The sequence below is a fragment of the Rhodococcus sp. W8901 genome (genome assembly GCF_013348805.1).
GTDB lineage: Bacteria > Actinomycetota > Actinomycetes > Mycobacteriales > Mycobacteriaceae > Prescottella.
Genome location: NZ_CP054690.1, coordinates 2,280,434 through 2,299,815 on the forward strand (window position 1 = coordinate 2,280,434; position 19,382 = coordinate 2,299,815).

Consider the following 19,382-nt stretch of genomic DNA (forward strand, 5'->3'; position numbering starts at 1 on the left):
CGCAATTCGAGAACAGGGAGTACGCAGTGTCTGCTGCCGCCGGTGACGAGACCAGCTACCTGGTCGGACTCAACCTGACGGACCGTCGTGTCGTGGTGGTCGGGGGCGGCACCGTCGCGCAGCGCCGCCTCGGTCTGCTGATCGCGTCCGGGGCCCGAGTGCACCTCATCAGCCGCGCGGTCACCCCCGCGGTGGAGGGCATGGCCACCGCCGGGCAGATCACGCTCGAACTGCGCGACTACGTCGACGGCGACCTCGACGGCGCCTGGTACGCCATCGCGTGCACCGACGAGCCCGAGACCAACGCCGCGATCGTCGCGGAGGCCGAGCGCCGCCAGTTGTTCTGCGTGCGCGCCGACAGTGCCCGCGAGGGCACGGCCGTGACCCCGGCGACGGGAATGTTCGACGGCCTGAGCATCGGCGTCCTCGCCGGCGGCGCGCACCGGCGTTCCGCGGCCGTGCGGACGGCGCTGCTCGAGGCACTGCAGTCCGGCGCCGTCTCCGACACCGACGAGGCGCCCGCACCCGGCGTCGCGCTGGTCGGTGGGGGACCGGGCGACCCGGACCTCATCACCGTGCGTGGCCGACGGCTGCTCGCCCGTGCCGACGTCGTCGTCGCCGACCGCCTCGCCCCGCCGGAGTTGCTGGCCGAACTCGGTCCGCACGTCGAGGTGATCGACGCCGCGAAGATCCCGTACGGCCGCGCCATGGCGCAGGAGGCGATCAACGCCGCCCTGATCGAGGGCGCGAAGGCCGGCAAGTTCGTGGTCCGGCTCAAGGGCGGCGACCCGTACGTGTTCGGCCGCGGCTACGAGGAACTCGAGGCGTGCGCGGCCGCGGGTGTCCCGGTAACCGTCGTCCCCGGCATCACGAGCGCCATCTCGGTGCCGTCGGCGGCCGGGATCCCCGTCACACACCGCGGCGTCACACACGAGTTCGTCGTCGTCAGTGGACACGTCGCGCCCGACCATCCGGATTCGCTCGTCGACTGGTCCGCGCTCGCGAAGCTGCGCGGCACGATCGTGCTGCTCATGGCGGTCGAGCGGATCGAACAGTTCGCGACCGTCCTGGTCGCCGGCGGCCGGCCCGCCGACACCCCGGTCACCGTCATCCAGGAGGGCACGCTGCGCACCCAGCGGGTGCTGCGCGCCGACCTCGCGACCGTCGCGGCGCGTGTCCGGGAGGAGAACATCCGCCCGCCTGCGATCGTGGTCATCGGCACTGTGGCCGGGTTTTCCGCCGACGCTCGGTAACGTGAACTCTCGTGTCTGACTCCATCGTCGTGAAGTACCCCGTGACCACGCGGGCGTTCGGCCTCGCGATCGTCGTCCTCAGCGGAATGCAGCTGATGATGGTGCTCGACGGCACGGTCGCCTCGCTCGCGCTCGCCAAGATCCAGGAAGACCTGGGACTCAGCGATTCCGGTCGCAACTGGGTCATCACGTCGTACGCGCTGACCTACGGCGGGCTGATGCTGCTGGGCGGCAGGCTCGGCGACTCGTTCGGCCGCAAACGGGTGTTCATCGGCGGCGTCGCATTGTTCACGGTCACGTCGCTGCTGTGCGGACTCGCCGTCAACGAGGCCACGCTGGTTGTGGCGCGCGCACTCCAGGGCGTCGGCGCGGCGATCGCGTCACCGACCGCGCTGGCGCTGGTGGCCACAACGTTTGCGCCCGGCCCGGTCCGGAATCAGGCGATCGCGATCTTCGCGGCGATGACCGGCATCGGCTCGGTGCTGGGGCTGATCATCGGCGGTGCGCTCACCGAAGTGTCGTGGCGGTGGATCTTCCTCATCAACGTGCCGATCGGCCTGGTGATCCTGGTGTTCGCGTTCCGCGCGCTGGAGGAGACCAACGCCGAGCGCCTGAAGCTCGACGTGCCGGGCGCGATCCTGGCAACCCTCGGCTGTGCCGCCGTCGTCTTCGGGTTCACCGAGGGCCCCGAGATGGGCTGGGGCAGCCCCCTCGTACTCACCGGGCTGATCGGCGGCGTGGTCCTGCTGGGCGCCTTCCTCGCGGTCGAGCGCCGTGCGGAGAACCCGCTGCTGCCGTTCTCGCTGTTCCGCAACCGCAGTCGGGTCGCGACCTTCGTCTCCATCGCCCTCGTCGGCATGGTGATGTTCTCGCTGGCGCCGTTCGTCGCGCTGTTCGTCCAGGACATCCTCGGCTACACGCCGCTGCGCGCGGGCCTCGCGTTCGTGCCGTTCGCGTTCGGCCTCGGTGCCGCCGCGTTCGTTGCGTCGAAGCTCGCGGTGAAGGTGCAGGCGCGCTGGCTGGTGGTGACCGGCACCCTCATCACGTTCGTCGGCCTGCTTTACGGATCGACGCTCGACGCGTCCGCGACCTATGTCGGCAACATGTTCTTGCTCGTCGTCGGAGTCGGCTTCGGCGTCGGTCTCGCGGTGGTGCCGCTGCCGCTGTGTGCGATCGCCGGCGTCGGCCCGCAAGAGATCGGCCCGCTGGCCGCGATCGCGCAGGTCGCGCAGACGCTGTTCGGCCCGGTCGGTCTGGCGATCGTCGGCGCGATGGCCACGTCCAAGACCCTCTCGCTCGGCGGCACCTCGGGTGTGGCCGCGGACATGACGTCGGATCAGCTGTTCGCACTGAGCGAGGGCTACACGTTCGCGCTGCTGGGCTGCGCCATCTTCGCGCTCCTGGCGGCGCTGACCGCGCTGTTCATCCGGTTCACCCCCAAGCAGGTGGCGCAGGCCCAGGCCGCGGAGAAGGCCGCGCAGGAGGCATAGAAGGCCGCGGGTCGGCCGTGCGCGGGCCGGCGGCGTCGGGATCCATCCGGGACACACGGGTGCGCTGTGCCCGAAATGTCCTGGCTGAACGGGCCGCCGCCCCGTAACGTGCCCTCGGTGCTGCTGACACTGACTGCTACCGCCACAGACGGCGTCCCGGACGCCTCGGACCTCGGCTACCTGCTGCACAAGCATCCCGATCGGGTGCAGACGTTCGAGTTGTCCGTGGGCACCGCGACGGTGCTGTACCCGGAGTCGACCCGGGCGCGGTGCACCGCGGCGCTGCTGCTCGACGTCGATCCCATCGAACTCGCGCGCAGCAAGTTCCGCCGCGGCAGCGACGGATTCGCGCTGGGCCAGTATGTGAACGACCGGCCGTATGCCGGGTCGTCGATGCTGGCGGTTGCCCTGTCACGGGTATTCAAGTCGGCGTTGGCAGGCGTCTGCAAGACACATCCGGAGCTTGTCGACGCCGCGATGCCGCTGCAGATCACGATTCCGGCGATGCCCGCTCGTGGCGGGGCAGATCTGCCCGGCCGACTGTTCGGCCCGCTCGGCTGGGACGTGACTTCGATCCCGCTGCCCCTCGACGAGACGATTCCGCGGTGGGGCGACGCGGACTACGTGCGCCTCGAGCTGGCGGGAACCACGACACTGTCGGCGGCTCTGCGTCACCTGTACGTGCTGCTGCCGGTGCTCGACGACGTCAAGCACTACTGGGTGGGCGAGGACGAGGCGGACAAGCTGGTGCGGGTGGCCGGCGAATGGCTCGCCGGGCACCCCGAGACCGGACTGATCGCGTCGCGGTACCTCGCACACCGCCGAGAACTGGTGTCGTCGGTCGTCGATCGACTGACCGACGATGTGGCAGGGCAGGACGCCGACGCGCCCGCACCCGACACGAGCCTCGCGCAACTACGCCAGGACGCGGTGCTGACGACCCTCGAGAACCTGGGTGCAGCACGAGTGGTGGATCTGGGCTGCGGGGAGGGTCGACTGCTGCGGGCCCTGCTCGCCCGACCGTCGTTCACCAGGATCGTCGGCGTCGATGTCAGCGACCGCGCACTCCGCAAGGCCGAGAGCAGGCTCGGCGTCGACGAACTGCCGGACGGTCAGCGGGACCGTGTCGCGGTGCTGCAGTCCTCGGCCACCTACCGCGACGCGCGGCTTCGTGGCTTCGACGCGGTGGTGCTGATGGAGGTCGTCGAGCACGTCGACGAGTCGCGCTTGCCCGCCCTCGTGCAATCGGTCTTCGGTGACATGCGGCCGCGGGTGGTACTGGTGACGACACCCAACGCGGAGTGCAACGTGCTCTACCCGAACCTCGAGGCGGGCGCGTTCCGGCATCCGGATCACCGGTTCGAATACACCCGAACACAATTCGAGACCTGGGCGGCCGACGGCGCCGCCACGCATGGCTACGACGTGAGTTTCACCGGGATCGGCGAGCACGACGAGACCCACGGCGCGCCCACCCAGATGGCCGTATTCACCCGAAAGGAGGGCTCGTAGATGAGTGTCCTCGAGATTCCCGAACCGTCCTTGGTCGTGCTCGTCGGGATCAGTGGATCCGGCAAGTCTTCGTTCGCTGCCCGGCATTTCGGCCCCTACGAGGTGATCTCCAGTGATCACTGCCGGGGGCTCGTCAGCGACGACCCGAACGCGCAGGCCGCGACGGCCGACGCGTTCGAGGTGCTCGAGTTCATCGCGGCCAAGCGTCTGCGTGCGGGCAAACTGACCGTCGTCGACGCCACGAGTGTTCAACCGGCGGCGCGGAAGAAGCTGGTCGACCTCGCCCGCAGCCACGACACTCTTCCCGTGGCGATCGTCATCAACGTCCCGGAGCCCGTCTGTGCCGAACGCAACGCGGCGCGCGGGGACCGAGCCTTCGATCGCGCCGTGCTGCGCCGTCAGCACCAGCAACTGAGCCGTTCGTTGCGCGGGTTCTCCCGTGAGGGATTCCGGGTCGCGCACGTGCTCGACGGCGTCGACGCCGTCGAGTCGGCCCGGATCGTCCGACAGCCGCTGCGCAGCGACCGCCGCGACCTGACCGGACCGTTCGACGTGATCGGTGACATCCACGGTTGCCTCGGTGAGCTCGAAACACTGCTGGGTGCGCTGGGGTACACGGTGCTCCGCGATGACCTGGGTCGGGCGGTGGACGCGGTTCCGCCGGCCGGCCGGACCGCGGTCTTCGTGGGCGACTACGTCGACCGGGGACCCGACTCTCCCGGTGTGCTCCGGTTGGTGATGGGGATGGTCGGCGCCGGTCATGCGCTCGGCGTGCCCGGAAACCACGAGAACAAACTGGTCAAGGCGTTGCGCGGTAGGAAGGTCAGCGCCACGCACGGTCTCGAGCGCACTCTCGAGCAGCTGGCCGGCGAGCCCGAGGAGTTCCGCAGACAGGTCGCGGACTTCTGCGACGGGCTGGTCGCGCACCTCGTTCTCGACGGGGGACGCCTGGTCGTCGCGCACGCCGGGCTCAAGGAGGAATACCACAACCGCGCGTCGGGCCGGGTGCGCAGCTTCGCACTGTACGGCGAGACCACCGGGGAGACGGACGAGTTCGGGCTTCCGGTGCGCTATCCCTGGGCCGAGGACTATCGGGGTGAGGCAATTGTGCTCTATGGGCACACACCCGTGCCGGACGTGCGTTGGGTCAACCGCACCGCCTGCCTCGACACCGGATGCGTCTTCGGCGGCGCGCTCACCGCAATGAGATACCCGGAACGCGAAGTGGTGTCGGTGCCCGCCGAGCGGCAGTGGTACCGACCGGTGAAGCCGATCCACCAGCCCACCTCGGATCCGCAGGCCCTCGACATCGACGACATCCTTCGGGCCGGGGGAGTGGAGACGTCGACTCGCGGGCGGATCTCGGTTCGCCCGGAGAATGCGGCGGGCGCACTCGAGGTGATGAGCCGCTACGCGGTGGACCCGCGGTGGCTCACCTACCTTCCGTCGACGATGTCGCCGTGCGCGGCGTCCACACTCCCGGGACTGCTCGAGCACCCTGCTGAGGCCTTCGCTGCCTATCGAAAGGCGAAGGTGGACAAGGTGATCTGTGAAGAGAAGCACATGGGTTCGCGCGCTGTGGCGCTGGTGTGCCGTGATGCGTCCGTCGCCGCGGAGCGTTTCGGTGTCGGCGACGGGCTGTCGGGGATGGTGCACACCCGCACCGGTCGGCGCATGTTCGGAGAGACGCAGACCGAGTTGCTGGTCGCCAAGGTCGCGGATGCCGTCGGGGCCGCCGGGCTGTGGGACGAACTCGGCACCGACTGGCTGCTGCTCGACACCGAACTGCTGCCGTGGTCGGCGAAGTCGGAGGAGCTGCTGCGGTCGCAGTACGCGGCCGTTGGTGCGGCCGCGTCCGCGGACCTGTCCGCGCGCGCGGCGGTGCTCGATGGCGCGTCCGGGCGGGGACTCGATGTCGGTGCGCTGCTGGCCGTGACCAGGTCCCGAGCCGACGACGTCGAGCGCTACGTCGAGGCGTACCGGAGATACGTGTGGCCGACGGACGGGCTCGACGGCGTGCGGCTCGCGCCGTTCCAGTTGCTCGCGACCGAAGGGGCGAGCTACGGCGACCGTGACCACGGTTGGCACCTCGAGGTCGCCGACCGACTCGCCGACGTCGCGCCCACGCTGTTCACGACGACGCGGCGAGTGGTCGTGGACACGACAGTGCCCGAGTCGGAGGAGTCGGGCGTTGCCTGGTGGGAGGAGCTGACCGCGGCGGGCGGGGAGGGAATGGTGGTCAAGCCGTTCCACAACCAGAGCGGTGGCGGACGCGTGCAGCCGGGCATCAAGGTGCGGGGACGCGAGTATCTGCGGCTGATCTACGGCCCGCACTACACCGAGCCGGAGAACCTGGCCCGACTGCGGAATCGGAGCCTGGGCCACAAGCAATCGATGGCGTTGCGCGAGCACGCGCTCGGAATGGAGGCGATCGACCGGCTGATCAAGGCCGAGTCGCTGTGGCGGATCCATCAGGCGGTGTTCGCCGTCCTCGCGCTCGAGTCGGAGCCGGTGGACCCGCGGTTGTAGGTTGAGCCGACTAGGTCAGGATGATCAGTTCGCCGTCGGAGGCGGTCTCGACGGTGAGACCGGCCTTCGACGCGACGCGGGCGACACCTTTGATGTCGGTCGGCTCGGCGCGCGAGACGATCAGTGCCCGCGCGAGCAGGCCCTTGTGGTGCTTGTTGAAGTGGCTCACCACTTTTCGGGAGCCGTCCGGCTGCTCGGTGAGTACGGTCGCGATGATCGCACCCGGCACCGGGCCCAGCTGCTGGTAGGTGCCCGAGCGCAGATCCACCACCAGTCCGCCGGCCGCCTCGGCGACCAGGGCGTCGGAGAGTTCCGGCTTCCACAGCGACTGCAGCGTCCCGAAGCCGGGCAGCTTGGATCCGCCGGACAGCCGGTACGCGGGAATCGGGTCCCCGGCCCGCACCGCACCGAACAGCGCCGAGCCCATCCCGAGCCGGCGATACGCCTTCTCCCGCTGCACCTTCGTGAAGGACGTCGCATCGAGTGCGTCGAACAGCACTCCCGTGTAGCGCTCGAGCGCGGGCCGGGTGGCGGAGACCCACAGCTTCGCGTTGCGTTCGATCTCGTCGGCCTGCTTCGGGCCCAGTCCCAACGCCAGATTCGATGCCTCGGTGTCCTCCGCCAGGTCCACGAGCGCCTGCACCAGCATCTCGCGCGTCTCGGTCAGCTGCGGCATCGACAGCTCGCTGAGATCGAGCGGCGCGCCCTTGCCGCCGTCGGACTTGGTTTCGGAAGGGGGAAGCAGGACAAGCACGAACGCCAACGCTACCGGGCGGCCGCGGCGCCGACGCTCGCGGCGTGCGGATCTGAGTCGCGAACCGTCGGGCACACGAAACAGGTCTGGCCTCCGCTCCGGGGAGCGAAGGCCAGACCTCAGTTGTTCTGCGGGTTCAGCTCGGGTGCGACGACCTCAGGAGCGACGACCTCAGGAGCGACGACGCAGTGCCGTCACGGCCAGGCCGGCAGCGATGACGCCACCAATGGCCAGCGGAGCGACCGGCGGGCCCTCACCGGCGTCGGACTGGACGCTGGCGACGTTCTGGATCTCGGGAGCATCGACGACCGGTGCGGAAACCGGTGCGGCAGCAGGCGCCGTGAAGGTGATCGGGGTCTTGGTGTCCTGGCTGCGGTCCGTGGAGCCATGGGCCATGACGGTGTAGATCGAGCACGCGTTCACGAAGCAGTTCGAGACGCCGTTGACGGCGGTCGCGTTGATGGTGGCGGTCCAGGCACCGCCCACGATCTGACCTTTGGTGATGAATCCGGTGGTGATCCACGCGCCGGCGTTGGTGGTCGAGAACTGGTCGTCCTGGACGATGCCGTAGTACAGGCCGGTGCCGGCCGCGGCACCTTCGAAGCCGGTGCCCGAGACGGTGATCGTCTCGCCGACAGTCAGGTTGGTGGTCTTGTTCGCGGTCACCGCGGGTCCGGTGGGCACGACGACCGGCGGCGCGAAGGTGACCGGCGTCTGGGTGTCCTGGCTACGGTCGTCGATCGTGTTGTGATCGGCGAGCGTGAAGATCGAGCACGCGTTCTCGTAGCAGTTCGCGTCACCCTTGATCGCGGTGGCCTTCAGCGTGGTGGTGAAGCCGCCGTCCACGATCTGAGCGGCCTTGATCCACTCGGTGGAGTGGAAGGCGCTGCTGTTGGTGCCGGAGTACTTGTCGACCTGGGCGAGACCGACGTAGATGCGCTGGCCCTCGCGGCCGAAGCCGGTGCCGGTGACGGTGATCTCCTCGTCGTTCGTCAGACCGGTCGTCTTCGAGATCGTCACGGCAGGGCCGGCCGGCACGACGACGGGCGCCGCGAAACTCACCGGGGTCTGGGTGTCCTGGGTGCGGTCGGGCGAGCCGTGTGCGGCGACGGTGTAGATGGAGCAGGTGTTCTCGAGGCAGTTCGAGTCGCCCTTGACGGCGGCGACGTCGATGTCGGCGGTCCAGGCGCCGCCCACGATGTCGGTTGCCTCGAGCCACTTGGTGGTCATCCAGGCGGTGGAGTCGGTGGCGGAGTACTTGCTGTCCTGGATGAGGCCGACGTAGATGCCGGCGCCGGCGCCGGAGAAGCCGCTGCCCGTGACGGTGATGGTCTCACCGTCGGCGACGAGGTCGGTGGCCTTCGACAGCGACACCAGTGGCGTCACCTCGCCGGGTTCCTCGGTTCCCGGGTCGCTGGAGCCGAGGCTGCCCAGCGAGCCGAACGGGCTGGTCTGCGCTGCCGCGACGCCCAGCGGCATCGTGCAGGCGACCGTGGTGGCAACCGCCACGATCGCGGACTTTGTGAACGCGCGCATTTTCCTACTTTCTGATGTGGGCCGCCGGAACGCGGCAAAGATTAGGCAAAGCTAGCCTTAGTTGGATTCGCGGTAAAGGGGTAGCCGGAAGCAGATTTCAGGGCCGCGGATGTTCGCATGTAGCCAGTTCAGGGCACGTTCAGGTGAGGGGCATCCGGTTCGGATGCCCCTCACGCGAAAAGGGGTGGCGCTAGGTGCGGCGGCGCAGTGCGAACGTCGCTGCCACTGCAATTCCGGCTCCGACGACGCCACCGATGAGCAGTGGCAGGATCCAGGCGGTGCCGTCGGTGAACGCGTCCGACAGATTGCGGATCGCCGAGGAGGCGGTGTTCGAGTTGTCCGAGGAGGTCGTGCCTCCGTCGTTCGAGCCGCCGTCTGCACCCGCCGCCAGTGCTGCTTCTTCGGCCTTGTCGGCGTTGGGTGCGTTCGGGTCGTCGCCGAAGCTGACGGGAGTCTGCGTGTCCTGGCTGCGGTCGCTCGAGCCGTGAGCCGCGATCGTGTAGATCGAGCACGCGTTCTTGGTGCAGTCCGAGTCGCCCTTGACGGCCTGCACCTTCATGGTGGTCGACCAGGCGCCGTCCTTGATCCTGCTCGGCGTGATGAACGCCGTGGTCATCCAGGCGCCGGCGTCAGTGGTGGAGAACTTGTTCTCCTGGATCAGGCCGACGTAGATGCCGGGTTGCGCACCGGAGAATCCGGTGCCCGAGATGGTGATCTCGTCGCCCTCGACCTTGAGTCCCTTGGCCTTCGACAGCGTCACGGCCACGGTCTTCGCGGCGCCGGGAGCGCCGGCGGCATTCAGCACCGGAGGCGCCGTGACGGTGCCCGGTGCGACTCCGCCGACGAAGCTCACCGGGGTCTTGGTGTCCTGGCTGCGGTCCGAGGAGCCGTGGGCCATGACGGTGTAGATCGAGCACGCATTCTTGATGCAGTCGAAGGCGCCCTGGGTAGCGATCATTTCCACGGGGAGGGACCAGTTGCCACCGGAGATCTGCTCCGGCTTGATGAACGCCGAGGTCATCCAGGCCGACGCGTCGGCGGCCGAGAAGACGTTGTCCTGCACGAGGCCGACGTAGAGGCCCGGAGCGGCGCCGGAGAAGCCGGAGCCGGAAACCGTGACGGTCTCACCCGACGGGTTGATATCACTCGATTTCGAGAGCGACACCGACAGGCTGCTGTTCGCCGTGAACGTTTCGCCGGGCGCAGCGCCGGCCGCGCCGCCACCAGCAGCCCCGCCGGTCCCGGCTCCGCCGCCGCCACCACCGCCACCACCGGTGACCGGGGGTGCGGTGCCGACGAAGCTGATGGAGGTCTTGGTGTCCTGGCTGCGGTCACTCGAGCCGTGCGCGGCGAGCGTGTAGAGGGCACACTTGTCGGCGATGCAGTCGCCGCCCTCGAATGCGCCGATCACGTCGATGCTCGTCGAGAACGAACCACCCGGCATTTCGGACGGCTTGATGAACTTCGGCTTGTAGAAGACCGAAGCGTCGGTGGACGAGTACTTGTTCGTCTGCGCGATGCCGACGTAGATACCCATGCCGGCAGTCGAGAACCCGCTGCCGCGGACATTGATCGTGTCACCGGCGGCATTGAGTCCGCTCGTCTTGCTCGCGTTGACCCGGGGGCCGCTGCCCGTGACCGGAGGCGTCGTCGGCTTGGTGGTCGTGGTCGGCGGCGTCGTCGTGGTCGTCGGCTTGGTGGTGGTGGTCGTCGTCGGCTTGGTGGTCGTCGTCGGGGGAGCCGTGGTGGTGGTGGTGGTCGTCGTCGGCGGTGTCATGGTGGTCGTCGGAGTGACTGCGGCAAAGGACACTGGGGTCTCGGTGTCCTGGCTGCGGTCGGCGGAGCCGTGCGCGGCGACGGTGTAGATCGAGCACGCGTTCTGGGTGCAGTCCGAGTCGCCCTTGACGGCTACGACATCGACGGTGGTGTTCCAGGAGCCGCTCTTGATGTCGGCTGCCTTGATCCACGCGGTGGTCATCCATGCGCCGGCGTCGGTGGCCGAGAACTTGTCGTCCTGGACGAGGCCGACGTAGATGCCGGGTTGTGCGCCGGAGAAGCCGGTGCCCGAGACGGTGATGGTCTCACCGTCGACCAGGCCGGTCTTCTTCGAGACGGTCGTGACCGGAGTGCCGGAGGTGGTCTTGACCACCGGAGCGCCGGCTACGGTCGTGACCGGGGTGCTGGAAATGGCTTGGGCGGCAGCGTCGCTGCCGTCTGGGGTATCGGGAGCAGCAATGGCGATGCCCACCGGCGTCGTCAATGCCAAGGCGACCGCCGTGGTCGCGAACGCAGCCCTGCTGAACGCGCGCATCTTCCTTCTTCCTGGTCACAGCCGCAGTCCACGGCGCCATAGGGCGAACAGACCCCAAGTGAGGTTAGCCTATGTTTGCCTAGGCGAGCCTAAGCTACATCACTTTTCGTGATCTTGGTGAGCCAGGATTTCGGGTCGGGTTCGTAGCCGACAGATTTCGGTCCAGGGAGGAGACGGCGGACGAGCGCTCTGCCGACCGTGAGTGGCGGACGGCTAGGGCGTCGCGGATCCGGGCGTTTGGATCTGCACGGCCAGCCAGGGCAGCGCGTCGGCGAAGCCCTGTGCCGCGAACTGCCAAGTGTGACGACCGTTCGATGTGTGCACCTCGCAGGAGATCCCGGCCGACGACGCGGTGGCACACAGTTGCTCGGCCGTACCGGTCTCGCCGGCATCGTGGGTGTCGTCGTGGCCACCCGTTCCGTCCATCCCCGGACTCGGCGCCGGCGCGGGGCCGGACAGGTTCGCGCCCTGCCGCGGAGGTACGTCGCTGTCCTGGAACCAGCCCGAGATCCCTTGGTACAGCCCGTGTTCGGTCATCGCCTTCGTCGGATCGAACCGGTCCCGCAGCGCGGTGTCGCCGCCGTACAGGCGGTCCAGGGTCTGCTCGTCGGTGCCGGCGGTCGGGGCGACGTCTCCCGCGATGTCCTCGAAGGTGCTGAACAGGTCCGGATGCATCACGATGAGATCGACCGCGCACGTGCCACCCATCGACCAGCCCACGACACCCCAGCTCTCGGGGTTTGCCGATGCCCCGAACGTGGACACGACGTACGGGCGGACGTCGTCGACCAGGTGGGATGCCGAGTCTCCGCGCGGGCCGTCGACACATTCGGTGTCGTTGTTGAAGCTGCCGCCGGCATCGACGAACACGAGGATCGGGGCCTGGCCGCCGTGTGCCTGCGCATAGGCGTCGACGGTGTCGACGGCGCCGCCGGTCCGCAGCCAATCCGCAGCAGTGTTGAACTCGCCGCCGACCATCATGATGACCGGCAACGCGGGAGGCGTGTCGCCTGCGAACCACGCCGGCGGCAGATACACGTACTCGGTCCGATGCTTGAAACCGCTCGCGGCGTCGGGGACGTCGACCGGCACCACCTTCCCCGTCGACATGGTCGTGTTTCGAAGGACAGGGAGGTCCGCGGCAGCCACCTGATCCGGGACCGGGCCGGCCGTCGCTGCGCCCCACGCGGTCTGCACGGTGGGGTAGTAGCCCACCCACTGGTTCAACGTCAGCGCCACACACGCGAAGGTCAACGGGATCAGAACGATCGACAGGCCGCGTCGCCACCAGCGGGTTCCCCGCCACCCGAGCACCGCGATCGCGATCGCGGCGACGAACACCGCCGACCACGCCCACAGCTGGATCGGTGCCGGATCCGACGCCAGCCCCTGCTGTCCGACGAACCAGTCCGCGGTCGCCGCGGCCGCCACGCCCAGCGCCGCGGCGACCGGCACCCACAGCAGCCACCAGCGCCTGCTGCGGCGGACCAGGACGGCGATCAACACGACGACGCTGACAATCTCCACCGTCAGTGGAAGCCAGCCGCCCAGCAGCGATACGCCGCTGCGGTAACCGCCCTGCGCAGCCACCCCGGCGGCCGGAGCGGCCGCGAGAAGGAGGGAGACCACGGAGTCCACCTACCCAGTGTGCGACGCGAACCTGGCAACCGGCTGTGCCCTCGATCGGTCTCGCACGCTCAACCCCTGTGCCCTCGATCGGTCTCGCACGCTCAACCGACTAGGCTGCTACACCGTGATCACCCGCATGTCGCACCTGTTCCTCCGTACCCTCCGCGACGACCCGGCCGACGCCGAGGTCGCCAGCCACAAGCTGCTGGTCCGTGCCGGCTACGTGCGGCGTATCGCGCCAGGCGTGTACTCGTGGCTGCCTCTGGGTCTGCGGGTGCTGCGCGAGGTGGAGCGCGTGGTCCGCGAGGAGATGAACGCGATGGGTGCGCAGGAGATCCTGCTGCCCGCGCTGCTGCCGCGCGATCCCTACGAGACGTCGAACCGCTGGACCGAGTACGGCGCAAGCCTGTTCCGCCTCCAGGACCGCAAGGGCAACGACTACATGCTCGGCCCCACCCACGAGGAGCTCTTCGCGCTCACCGTGAAGGGCGAATACAACTCGTACAAGGACTTCCCGGTCACCCTGTACCAGGTGCAGACCAAGTACCGCGACGAGGAGCGTCCCCGCGCCGGCATCCTGCGCGGCCGCGAGTTCGTGATGAAGGACTCGTACTCGTTCGACCTCACCGACGAGGGCCTGACGGCGTCCTACCAGGCGCACCGCGACACCTACGAGCGGATCCTGTCCCGGCTCGGCGTCAAGTACGTCATCGTGTCCGCCACGTCGGGTGCGATGGGTGGCAGCGCGTCGGAGGAGTTCCTGGCCGAGAGCGAGATCGGCGAGGACACCTACGTCCGCTGCATCGAGTCCGGCTACGCCGCCAACGTCGAGGCCGTCAAGACCCTGGCTCCCGCGCCGATCCCGTTCGACGGGCTGCCGGCCGCCGAGGTTCGTGACACCCCCGGCACCGAGACCATCGACACCCTCGTCGAGTGGGCCAACGGCGCCGACCTGGGCAAGACCGTGACCGCCGCGGACACGCTGAAGAACATCATGGTGAAGACCCGCGTGCCCGGCGGCGAGTGGGAACTGCTCGCGATCGGCATCCCCGGCGACCGCGAGGTGGACGAGAAGCGCCTCGAGGCTGCGCTCGAGCCGGCCGAGTACGTGCTCATCACCGAGACCGATTTCAAGAACAACCCGTTCCTCGTCAAGGGCTACATCGGCCCGAAGGCGCTGCAGGAGAACGGTGTCCGCTACCTCGTCGACCCGCGCGTCGTGGACGGCACCAGCTGGATCACCGGCGCCGACGAGGAGGGCAAGCACTACGTGGGCCTGGTCGCCGGACGCGACTTCACCCCGGACGGCACCATCGAGGCCGCCGAGGTGCGCGACGGCGATCCGTCGCCCGACGGCGCCGGTGCACTGGTCGCCGCCCGTGGTATCGAGGTCGGTCACGTGTTCCAGCTGGGCCGCAAGTACACCGACGTGTTCAATGTCGACGTGCTCGGCGAGAACGGTAAGCCTGTCCGCCCCACCATGGGCTCGTACGGCATCGGCGTCTCGCGTCTCGTCGCGGTCATCGCCGAGCAGCATCACGACGACAAGGGCCTGCGCTGGCCCGCCGAGGTCACCCCGTTCGACGTGCACCTGGTCATCGCGAACAAGGACGACGCGGCCCGCGAGGGCGCCGAGGCCCTGGCCGCCGAGCTGGACAAGGCCCGCGTCGAGGTGCTGTTCGACGACCGCAAGGCGTCGCCGGGCGTGAAGTTCAAGGACTCCGAGCTGATCGGCATCCCGCTGGTCGTGGTCGTGGGTCGCGGCTTCGCCGAGGGCAACGTGGAACTGCGCGACCGCTTCACCGGCGAATCCCGCGAGGTCCCCGTCGAGGGCGCGCTCGGGGAGATCCTCACCGCGATCCGCGGCTGACGAAGCTCCGCGTACCGCCACCGCGGCACGTTTGATCAGTGGCCGCCCACCCCTGACCGGGGTGGGCGGCCACTCGTATACATTCGGCCGACGGACAGCTCGAGGGGGGCAAGCCCCCGGCCCGCGGGCCGTCACGCCGACTGCCATCGGTGAGTCCGTTCGGATCAGCGCTTGATCCCGGCGTCGTACTCGGCGCGTCCGGCGTCGACGTCCAGGAACACCCGCTCGAGTCCGGTCGCCCGCCGCAACAGGCGGGCGACCGGTCGCGGGAACAGCGGCCACAGCAGCGCACCGGACAGGCGTCCCGGCACGACGGCCCGGCGGCGACCGGTCCGCAGGATCTGCACGACTGCCTGCGCGACCTGTTCCGGCCGGATCGGGGCGATCAACCGTCCGGGATGAGTACCGGCGAGCAGTCCGGTGCTCGTGAACGTCGGCAGCACCGTGCCGACCCGCACCCCGTGCGCGGCCAGTTCGGCGTCGGCGGCGTCGCCGAAGCACAGCACCGCGGCCTTGGTGGCGTTGTAGACGGCCATGCCCGGAGCCGGGATGCATCCGGCGATCGAGGCGATGTTGACGATCCGGCCGCCGCCGGATGCCCTCATCGCCCGTCCCGCGGCGCGGGTGCCGTGCACCACCCCGCGCAGGTTGACGTCCACCACGGTGTCGACGATCGCGTCGTCCTGCTCGAGCAGTGGGCCGAGCGGCATGACGCCGGCGTTGTTGATCCAGCCCCACGGGGGACCGAGGGTCGACCGCACACGGGCGAGGAAGGACTCGACCGAACGGGGATCGGTGACGTCGAGGACCGCACCGAAGACGCCGACGGCGTCGGCGGTGCGCCGCACCTCGGCCTCGTCGATGTCGCCGATCGCGACCAGTGCGCCGGCGTCGCGCAGCGCCGTTGCGGTCGCCCTCCCGATGCCCCGCGCTCCGCCGGTCACCACGACGACGCGACCGGTGATGTCGGTTCTTCTCACGAGTGGCTCTCCTTCAGTTCGTCGAGCGTGCGGCGCAACACTTTTCCCGACGATCCGCGGGTCCGCGCGTCGACGAACACGACGTCGCGGGGCATCCGGGATCGGGGGAGTTCGGCTGCGAGATAGTCGCGGACGGCCTGCTCGTCGAGGCCCTGCTCGCACACCAGGTACGCCCGCAGGCGCTGCCCGAAGTCGGCGTCGGGGACGGGGGCGACCACGGCATCGGTGACGGCCGGGTGCGCCAGCAACACCACCTCGACCTCCTCGGGGAAGACGTTCTCGCCCCCGGAGACGATCATCGCGTCGGAGCGGCCCGCGACGTGGAGTCGGCCCGCCGCGTCGAGGTGGCCGCGGTCGCCGGTGTCGAGGAAGCCGTCGGCGTCGCTCTTGCGGGTGCCGTCGGTGTAGGTCTCGATCTGGCCCGGGGTGCGCACCAGAATCCGGCCCTCGGCGCCGGGTGGGACCGGACCGTCGTCGGTGTCGGCGATGCGAACTATGTTGCCGCGCGGGGGAACCCCCGCGCAGTCGGGCGCTACGGCGAGGTCGGCGGGTGTCGCGATGCTGATGTACGCCGCCTCGGTCGAGCCGTACAGGTTGTGCAGCACCGGGCCCCACGCGTCGGTGACCTGCGCGACGAGGGAAGCGTCCAGTCGTGCGCCGCCGCTCGCGACGATCCGCAGCGCGGACAGGTCGGCCTCCGGCATCGCGTCCACCACACCGAGCAGTCGGCGCAGCATCGTCGGCACCGCGATCAGGGCGGCGCAGCGGTGGGTATGCAGGTCGCGTAGCGCCTGGACGGCGTCGAATCGTCGCCGCAGCACCAGCGTGGACCCGAGGGTCAGCGTCAGCGTCGCGACCAGTAGACCCCAGCCGTGGAAGATCGGCGCCGCCACCAGGACTCGTTCGTCGCCGCGCAGCGGGATCTTCGACAGCAGACCCGCCGGCAGCAACAGCGTCGGCGAATCCCCGCGCGGTGCGCCCTTCGGCGTCCCGCTGGTGCCGCTGGTCAGGATCACCAGCGACGGCGGCCGCGGCGGCCGCGGCGGCCTGGGCGACAGGGTGTCCGGGGCGCCGGTCAGGAGAGCCGACAGCGACCCCTCCGTGTCCGGATCCTCGGTCCACGCGCACCAGCGCGGGCCGTCGAATCCCTCTACGACCGGGGTGAACTCCTCGTCGTGGATCACCGCGTCGAGGCGCTCCCGCGCGGCCACTTCGGTGACCTGACGGCGCCCGAAGTCGGAGTTGAGCAGCACCACACGGGCTCCGGCGGCCGACGCCGCGCACAGCGCGACGACGGCGTCGGCGTGGTTGCGGCACAGGATGCCCACCTCGTCGACGATGTGCATGGCTCGCCTCATGCTCGGTGCCGCACTGCGAGCAGGGCGCGGGTGCCGGCGTTCATCGCGGCCAGCAGGGGCCCGCGGAGTCGGTCGGGGTAGGCGGTCGCGACGCGTTGGGTGGTGACCGTCTGCGGTTCGGTGTAGCGGACGATGCCCTCGCGACCGTGTCGGCGCCCGGTCCCGCTGGTGCGCATGCCGCCCATCGGGGCGCCCAGTGACGCGATCGCGGACAGGTAGCCGTCGTTGACGTTCACCGAACCGGCCACCACCTGGGCGGCGATCCGGCGTCCGCGCCGCACGTCGCGGGTCCACACGCTCGCGCTCAGTCCGTACTCGCCCTCGTTGGCCCGACGGACCGCCTCCACCTCGGACGCCACGGGGTAGACGGAGACGACCGGACCGAAGGTTTCCTCGGCGTGGACCGCCATCTCGGCCGTCACGCCGGTGAGGACGGTCGGCTCGTGGAACAGCGGGCCGAGATCGGGGCGTGCCCGGCCGCCGGTCACGGCGGTCGCGCCCTTCGCGAGAGCGTCCGCGATATGCTTCTCGGTGGCCTCCAGCTGGCGGCGGGACGTCAGCGAACCCATGTCCACGTCGTAGCCGTACCCGGCGCCGATCCGAAGCCGCTCGGTGCGCGTGACCAGTTCGCGCACGAACCGGTCGAACACGCTCTCGTGCACGTAGATCCGCTCGATGCCGATGCACATCTGCCCGGCGTTGGAGAACGCCGCCTGCACCGCGCCGCGCACGGCGGCCGCGAGATCCGCGTCGGCGCACACGATCATCGGGTTCTTCCCGCCCAGCTCGAGCGAGGCCCCGATCAGTCGGTCCGCGCAGCGCCGGGCGATCTCCCGGCCGGTTGCGGTGGACCCGGTGAAGCTCACGTAGTCCACCTCGGCCACCAGCGCGGGCCCGATGCGGCTGCCGGGACCGGCCACCACCTGCCACACCGCCTCCGGCGCCCCGGCCCGAATCGCCAGGTGGCGGGCGTAGAGCAGCGTGAGCGGTGCCTGCGAGTCGGCCTTGCTGAGCACCGCATTGCCGGCGAGCAGCGCGGGGATCACATCGCCGACGGCCAGGAACAGCGGGTAGTTCCACGGCGCGATCACCCCGACCAGGCCCTTGGGCCGGTAGCCGACGCGGGCGGAGACCAGTCCCGGCACCGCGCCCCGGACGCGACGTTCGCCCAGATAGCGGGTGCTGTGGGCGGCGTAGTGCAGCGCGGTGGCGACGACGCCCTGCACCTCGACGGCGGTATGCACGCGGGCCTTGCCGGTCTCCCACTGCATGAGGTCGCACAGGCTGTCGTGGTGGTCGACGAGCAGACGCGCGAAGCGCGCCGCGATCGCCTGCCGGTCCCGGACCGGCCGGGCCGCCCAACCCGGCTGCGCTGCCCGGCCCACGGCTGCGACGGCGGCCACCGATTCCGAGGACGTCTGCGGGACGGCGGGGAGCGGCTCGCCAGTGAACGGAACGGCGGCGCAGGAGAATTCGGAGGAGGTCGGCAGCTGGGCCAGCAGGCCCTCGTGCAGGGCGGTCAGCACGGCGCACCCGCGCGCGTGCGGACGGTGGTCACCACACCAGTCGGGTGAGGTACCTCTCGGCGTAGCGGCGCACCGCGGCGGGATCGGTCGTGTCCAACTGCCCGTGCGGATGCAGCATCAAAGACATCGCGATGCGCATGAGGATCTCGGAGGCCGCGAGCAGATCCTCCTCGGGCATCGCCGCCCCACTGTGACGCAGCGCCGCGGCGACCCGGGCGGCGGTCACCGCGATCGGCGCCCCGTCGGTCCGCGAGGTCACCTCGACCATCAGCTCCGGCTCGCTCTCGAGGATGCGCCCGATCAGCGGGATCTCGCGGGTCAATTGGATTCCCCGGGCGAAGCACTCGACGACCGCCTGCGCCGGGTCGAGATTCCGGGCAAGGGCGTCGAGTTGATCGAAGAACAGCCCCGCCTCGCGCAGGATCAGCACTTCGACCAGCGCGTCCTTGTTCGGGAACCGTCGGTAGAGGGTGCTGCGGCTGATTCCCGCCCGCTTCGCGATGTCGTCCATGTTGGTGCGCCGAATTCCGTAGCGCTCGAACTCCTCCCGCGCGGCGTCGAGCATCGCCTGCTCCGCGGTGGCGGCGGGTAGTGCGGTGGGAGTGCGGCGCGTGGTCATCACCGGTCAGCATAT

13 protein-coding genes are annotated in these 19,382 nt (G+C 69.6%); 5 read left to right on the forward strand and 8 right to left on the reverse strand.

What is annotated here, in order from left to right; translation table 11 throughout:
• The first annotated feature begins 26 nt into the window (after nucleotides 1-26).
• The 4 genes from cobA (at nucleotide 27) to HUN07_RS10835 (ending at nucleotide 6,784) form a co-directional block, all read left to right on the forward strand.
• On the forward strand, nucleotides 27-1,253 hold the full coding sequence (cobA, locus tag HUN07_RS10820) for a uroporphyrinogen-III C-methyltransferase (protein WP_174909649.1): 1,227 nt from the start codon (nucleotides 27-29) through the stop codon (nucleotides 1,251-1,253).
• A gap of 11 nt (nucleotides 1,254-1,264) precedes the next feature.
• Nucleotides 1,265-2,743, forward strand: a complete 1,479-nt coding sequence (locus tag HUN07_RS10825; RefSeq protein ID WP_174909651.1) for a DHA2 family efflux MFS transporter permease subunit — start codon at nucleotides 1,265-1,267, stop codon at nucleotides 2,741-2,743.
• 117 nt (nucleotides 2,744-2,860) lie between these two features.
• Nucleotides 2,861-4,255, forward strand: coding sequence for a 3' terminal RNA ribose 2'-O-methyltransferase Hen1 (locus HUN07_RS10830; RefSeq protein ID WP_254622894.1), 1,395 nt, complete (start codon nucleotides 2,861-2,863; stop codon nucleotides 4,253-4,255).
• Nucleotides 4,256-6,784, forward strand: a complete 2,529-nt coding sequence (locus HUN07_RS10835) for a polynucleotide kinase-phosphatase (protein WP_174909653.1) — start codon at nucleotides 4,256-4,258, stop codon at nucleotides 6,782-6,784.
• A gap of 10 nt (nucleotides 6,785-6,794) precedes the next feature.
• On the opposite strand, the gene yaaA is transcribed toward HUN07_RS10835, so the two are convergent.
• From yaaA to HUN07_RS10855, 4 genes are all read right to left on the reverse strand, one after another.
• Complete coding sequence (gene yaaA / locus HUN07_RS10840; RefSeq protein ID WP_174909655.1) at nucleotides 6,795-7,538, reverse strand: peroxide stress protein YaaA; 744 nt, start codon at nucleotides 7,536-7,538, stop codon at nucleotides 6,795-6,797.
• 171 nt (nucleotides 7,539-7,709) lie between these two features.
• A complete protein-coding gene (locus HUN07_RS10845) occupies nucleotides 7,710-9,074 on the reverse strand; it encodes a hypothetical protein (protein ID WP_174909657.1) in 1,365 nt (454 codons plus the stop codon).
• A gap of 190 nt (nucleotides 9,075-9,264) precedes the next feature.
• A complete protein-coding gene (locus HUN07_RS10850) occupies nucleotides 9,265-11,385 on the reverse strand; it encodes a hypothetical protein (RefSeq protein ID WP_174909659.1) in 2,121 nt (706 codons plus the stop codon).
• Nucleotides 11,386-11,598: 213 nt separating this feature from the next.
• Complete coding sequence (locus tag HUN07_RS10855) at nucleotides 11,599-13,014, reverse strand: alpha/beta hydrolase (protein WP_441346810.1); 1,416 nt, start codon at nucleotides 13,012-13,014, stop codon at nucleotides 11,599-11,601.
• Nucleotides 13,015-13,138: 124 nt separating this feature from the next.
• Here HUN07_RS10855 and HUN07_RS10860 point away from each other — a divergent pair, with 124 nt between their 5' ends.
• Nucleotides 13,139-14,884 carry a proline--tRNA ligase gene (locus tag HUN07_RS10860; protein ID WP_114719669.1) on the forward strand — a complete coding sequence of 582 codons (1,746 nt, stop codon included), beginning with the start codon at nucleotides 13,139-13,141 and terminating at the stop codon, nucleotides 14,882-14,884.
• A gap of 164 nt (nucleotides 14,885-15,048) precedes the next feature.
• Here HUN07_RS10860 and HUN07_RS10865 read toward each other — a convergent pair whose 3' ends face one another.
• Genes HUN07_RS10865 through HUN07_RS10880 form a run of 4 tightly spaced genes read right to left on the reverse strand, consistent with a single transcriptional unit; the run spans nucleotide 15,049 to nucleotide 19,367 of the window.
• Nucleotides 15,049-15,864 carry an SDR family NAD(P)-dependent oxidoreductase gene (locus HUN07_RS10865; RefSeq protein ID WP_174909661.1) on the reverse strand — a complete coding sequence of 272 codons (816 nt, stop codon included), beginning with the start codon at nucleotides 15,862-15,864 and terminating at the stop codon, nucleotides 15,049-15,051.
• Complete coding sequence (locus HUN07_RS10870) at nucleotides 15,861-17,210, reverse strand: AMP-binding protein (protein WP_254622895.1); 1,350 nt, start codon at nucleotides 17,208-17,210, stop codon at nucleotides 15,861-15,863. The genes HUN07_RS10865 and HUN07_RS10870 overlap by 4 nt, the downstream gene beginning before the upstream one ends.
• A gap of 8 nt (nucleotides 17,211-17,218) precedes the next feature.
• A complete protein-coding gene (locus tag HUN07_RS10875; RefSeq protein ID WP_174909665.1) occupies nucleotides 17,219-18,748 on the reverse strand; it encodes a succinic semialdehyde dehydrogenase in 1,530 nt (509 codons plus the stop codon).
• A 28-nt stretch (nucleotides 18,749-18,776) separates the two neighbouring features.
• Nucleotides 18,777-19,367, reverse strand: a complete 591-nt coding sequence (locus tag HUN07_RS10880; RefSeq protein ID WP_114719680.1) for a TetR/AcrR family transcriptional regulator — start codon at nucleotides 19,365-19,367, stop codon at nucleotides 18,777-18,779.
• Between the last annotated feature and the right edge of the window lie 15 nt (nucleotides 19,368-19,382).

Excerpts from the sequence above, each read along its gene's own strand:
- HUN07_RS10835 (WP_174909653.1), top strand. The coding sequence starts at position 4,256 with ATGAGTGTCCTCGAGATTCCCGAACCGTCCTTGGTCGTGCTCGTCGGG.
- HUN07_RS10845 (WP_174909657.1), bottom strand. The coding sequence starts at position 9,074 with ATGCGCGCGTTCACAAAGTCCGCGATCGTGGCGGTTGCCACCACGGTC.
- HUN07_RS10850 (WP_174909659.1), bottom strand. The coding sequence starts at position 11,385 with ATGCGCGCGTTCAGCAGGGCTGCGTTCGCGACCACGGCGGTCGCCTTG.
- HUN07_RS10870 (WP_254622895.1), bottom strand. The coding sequence starts at position 17,210 with ATGCACATCGTCGACGAGGTGGGCATCCTGTGCCGCAACCACGCCGAC.
- HUN07_RS10880 (WP_114719680.1), bottom strand. The coding sequence starts at position 19,367 with ATGACCACGCGCCGCACTCCCACCGCACTACCCGCCGCCACCGCGGAG.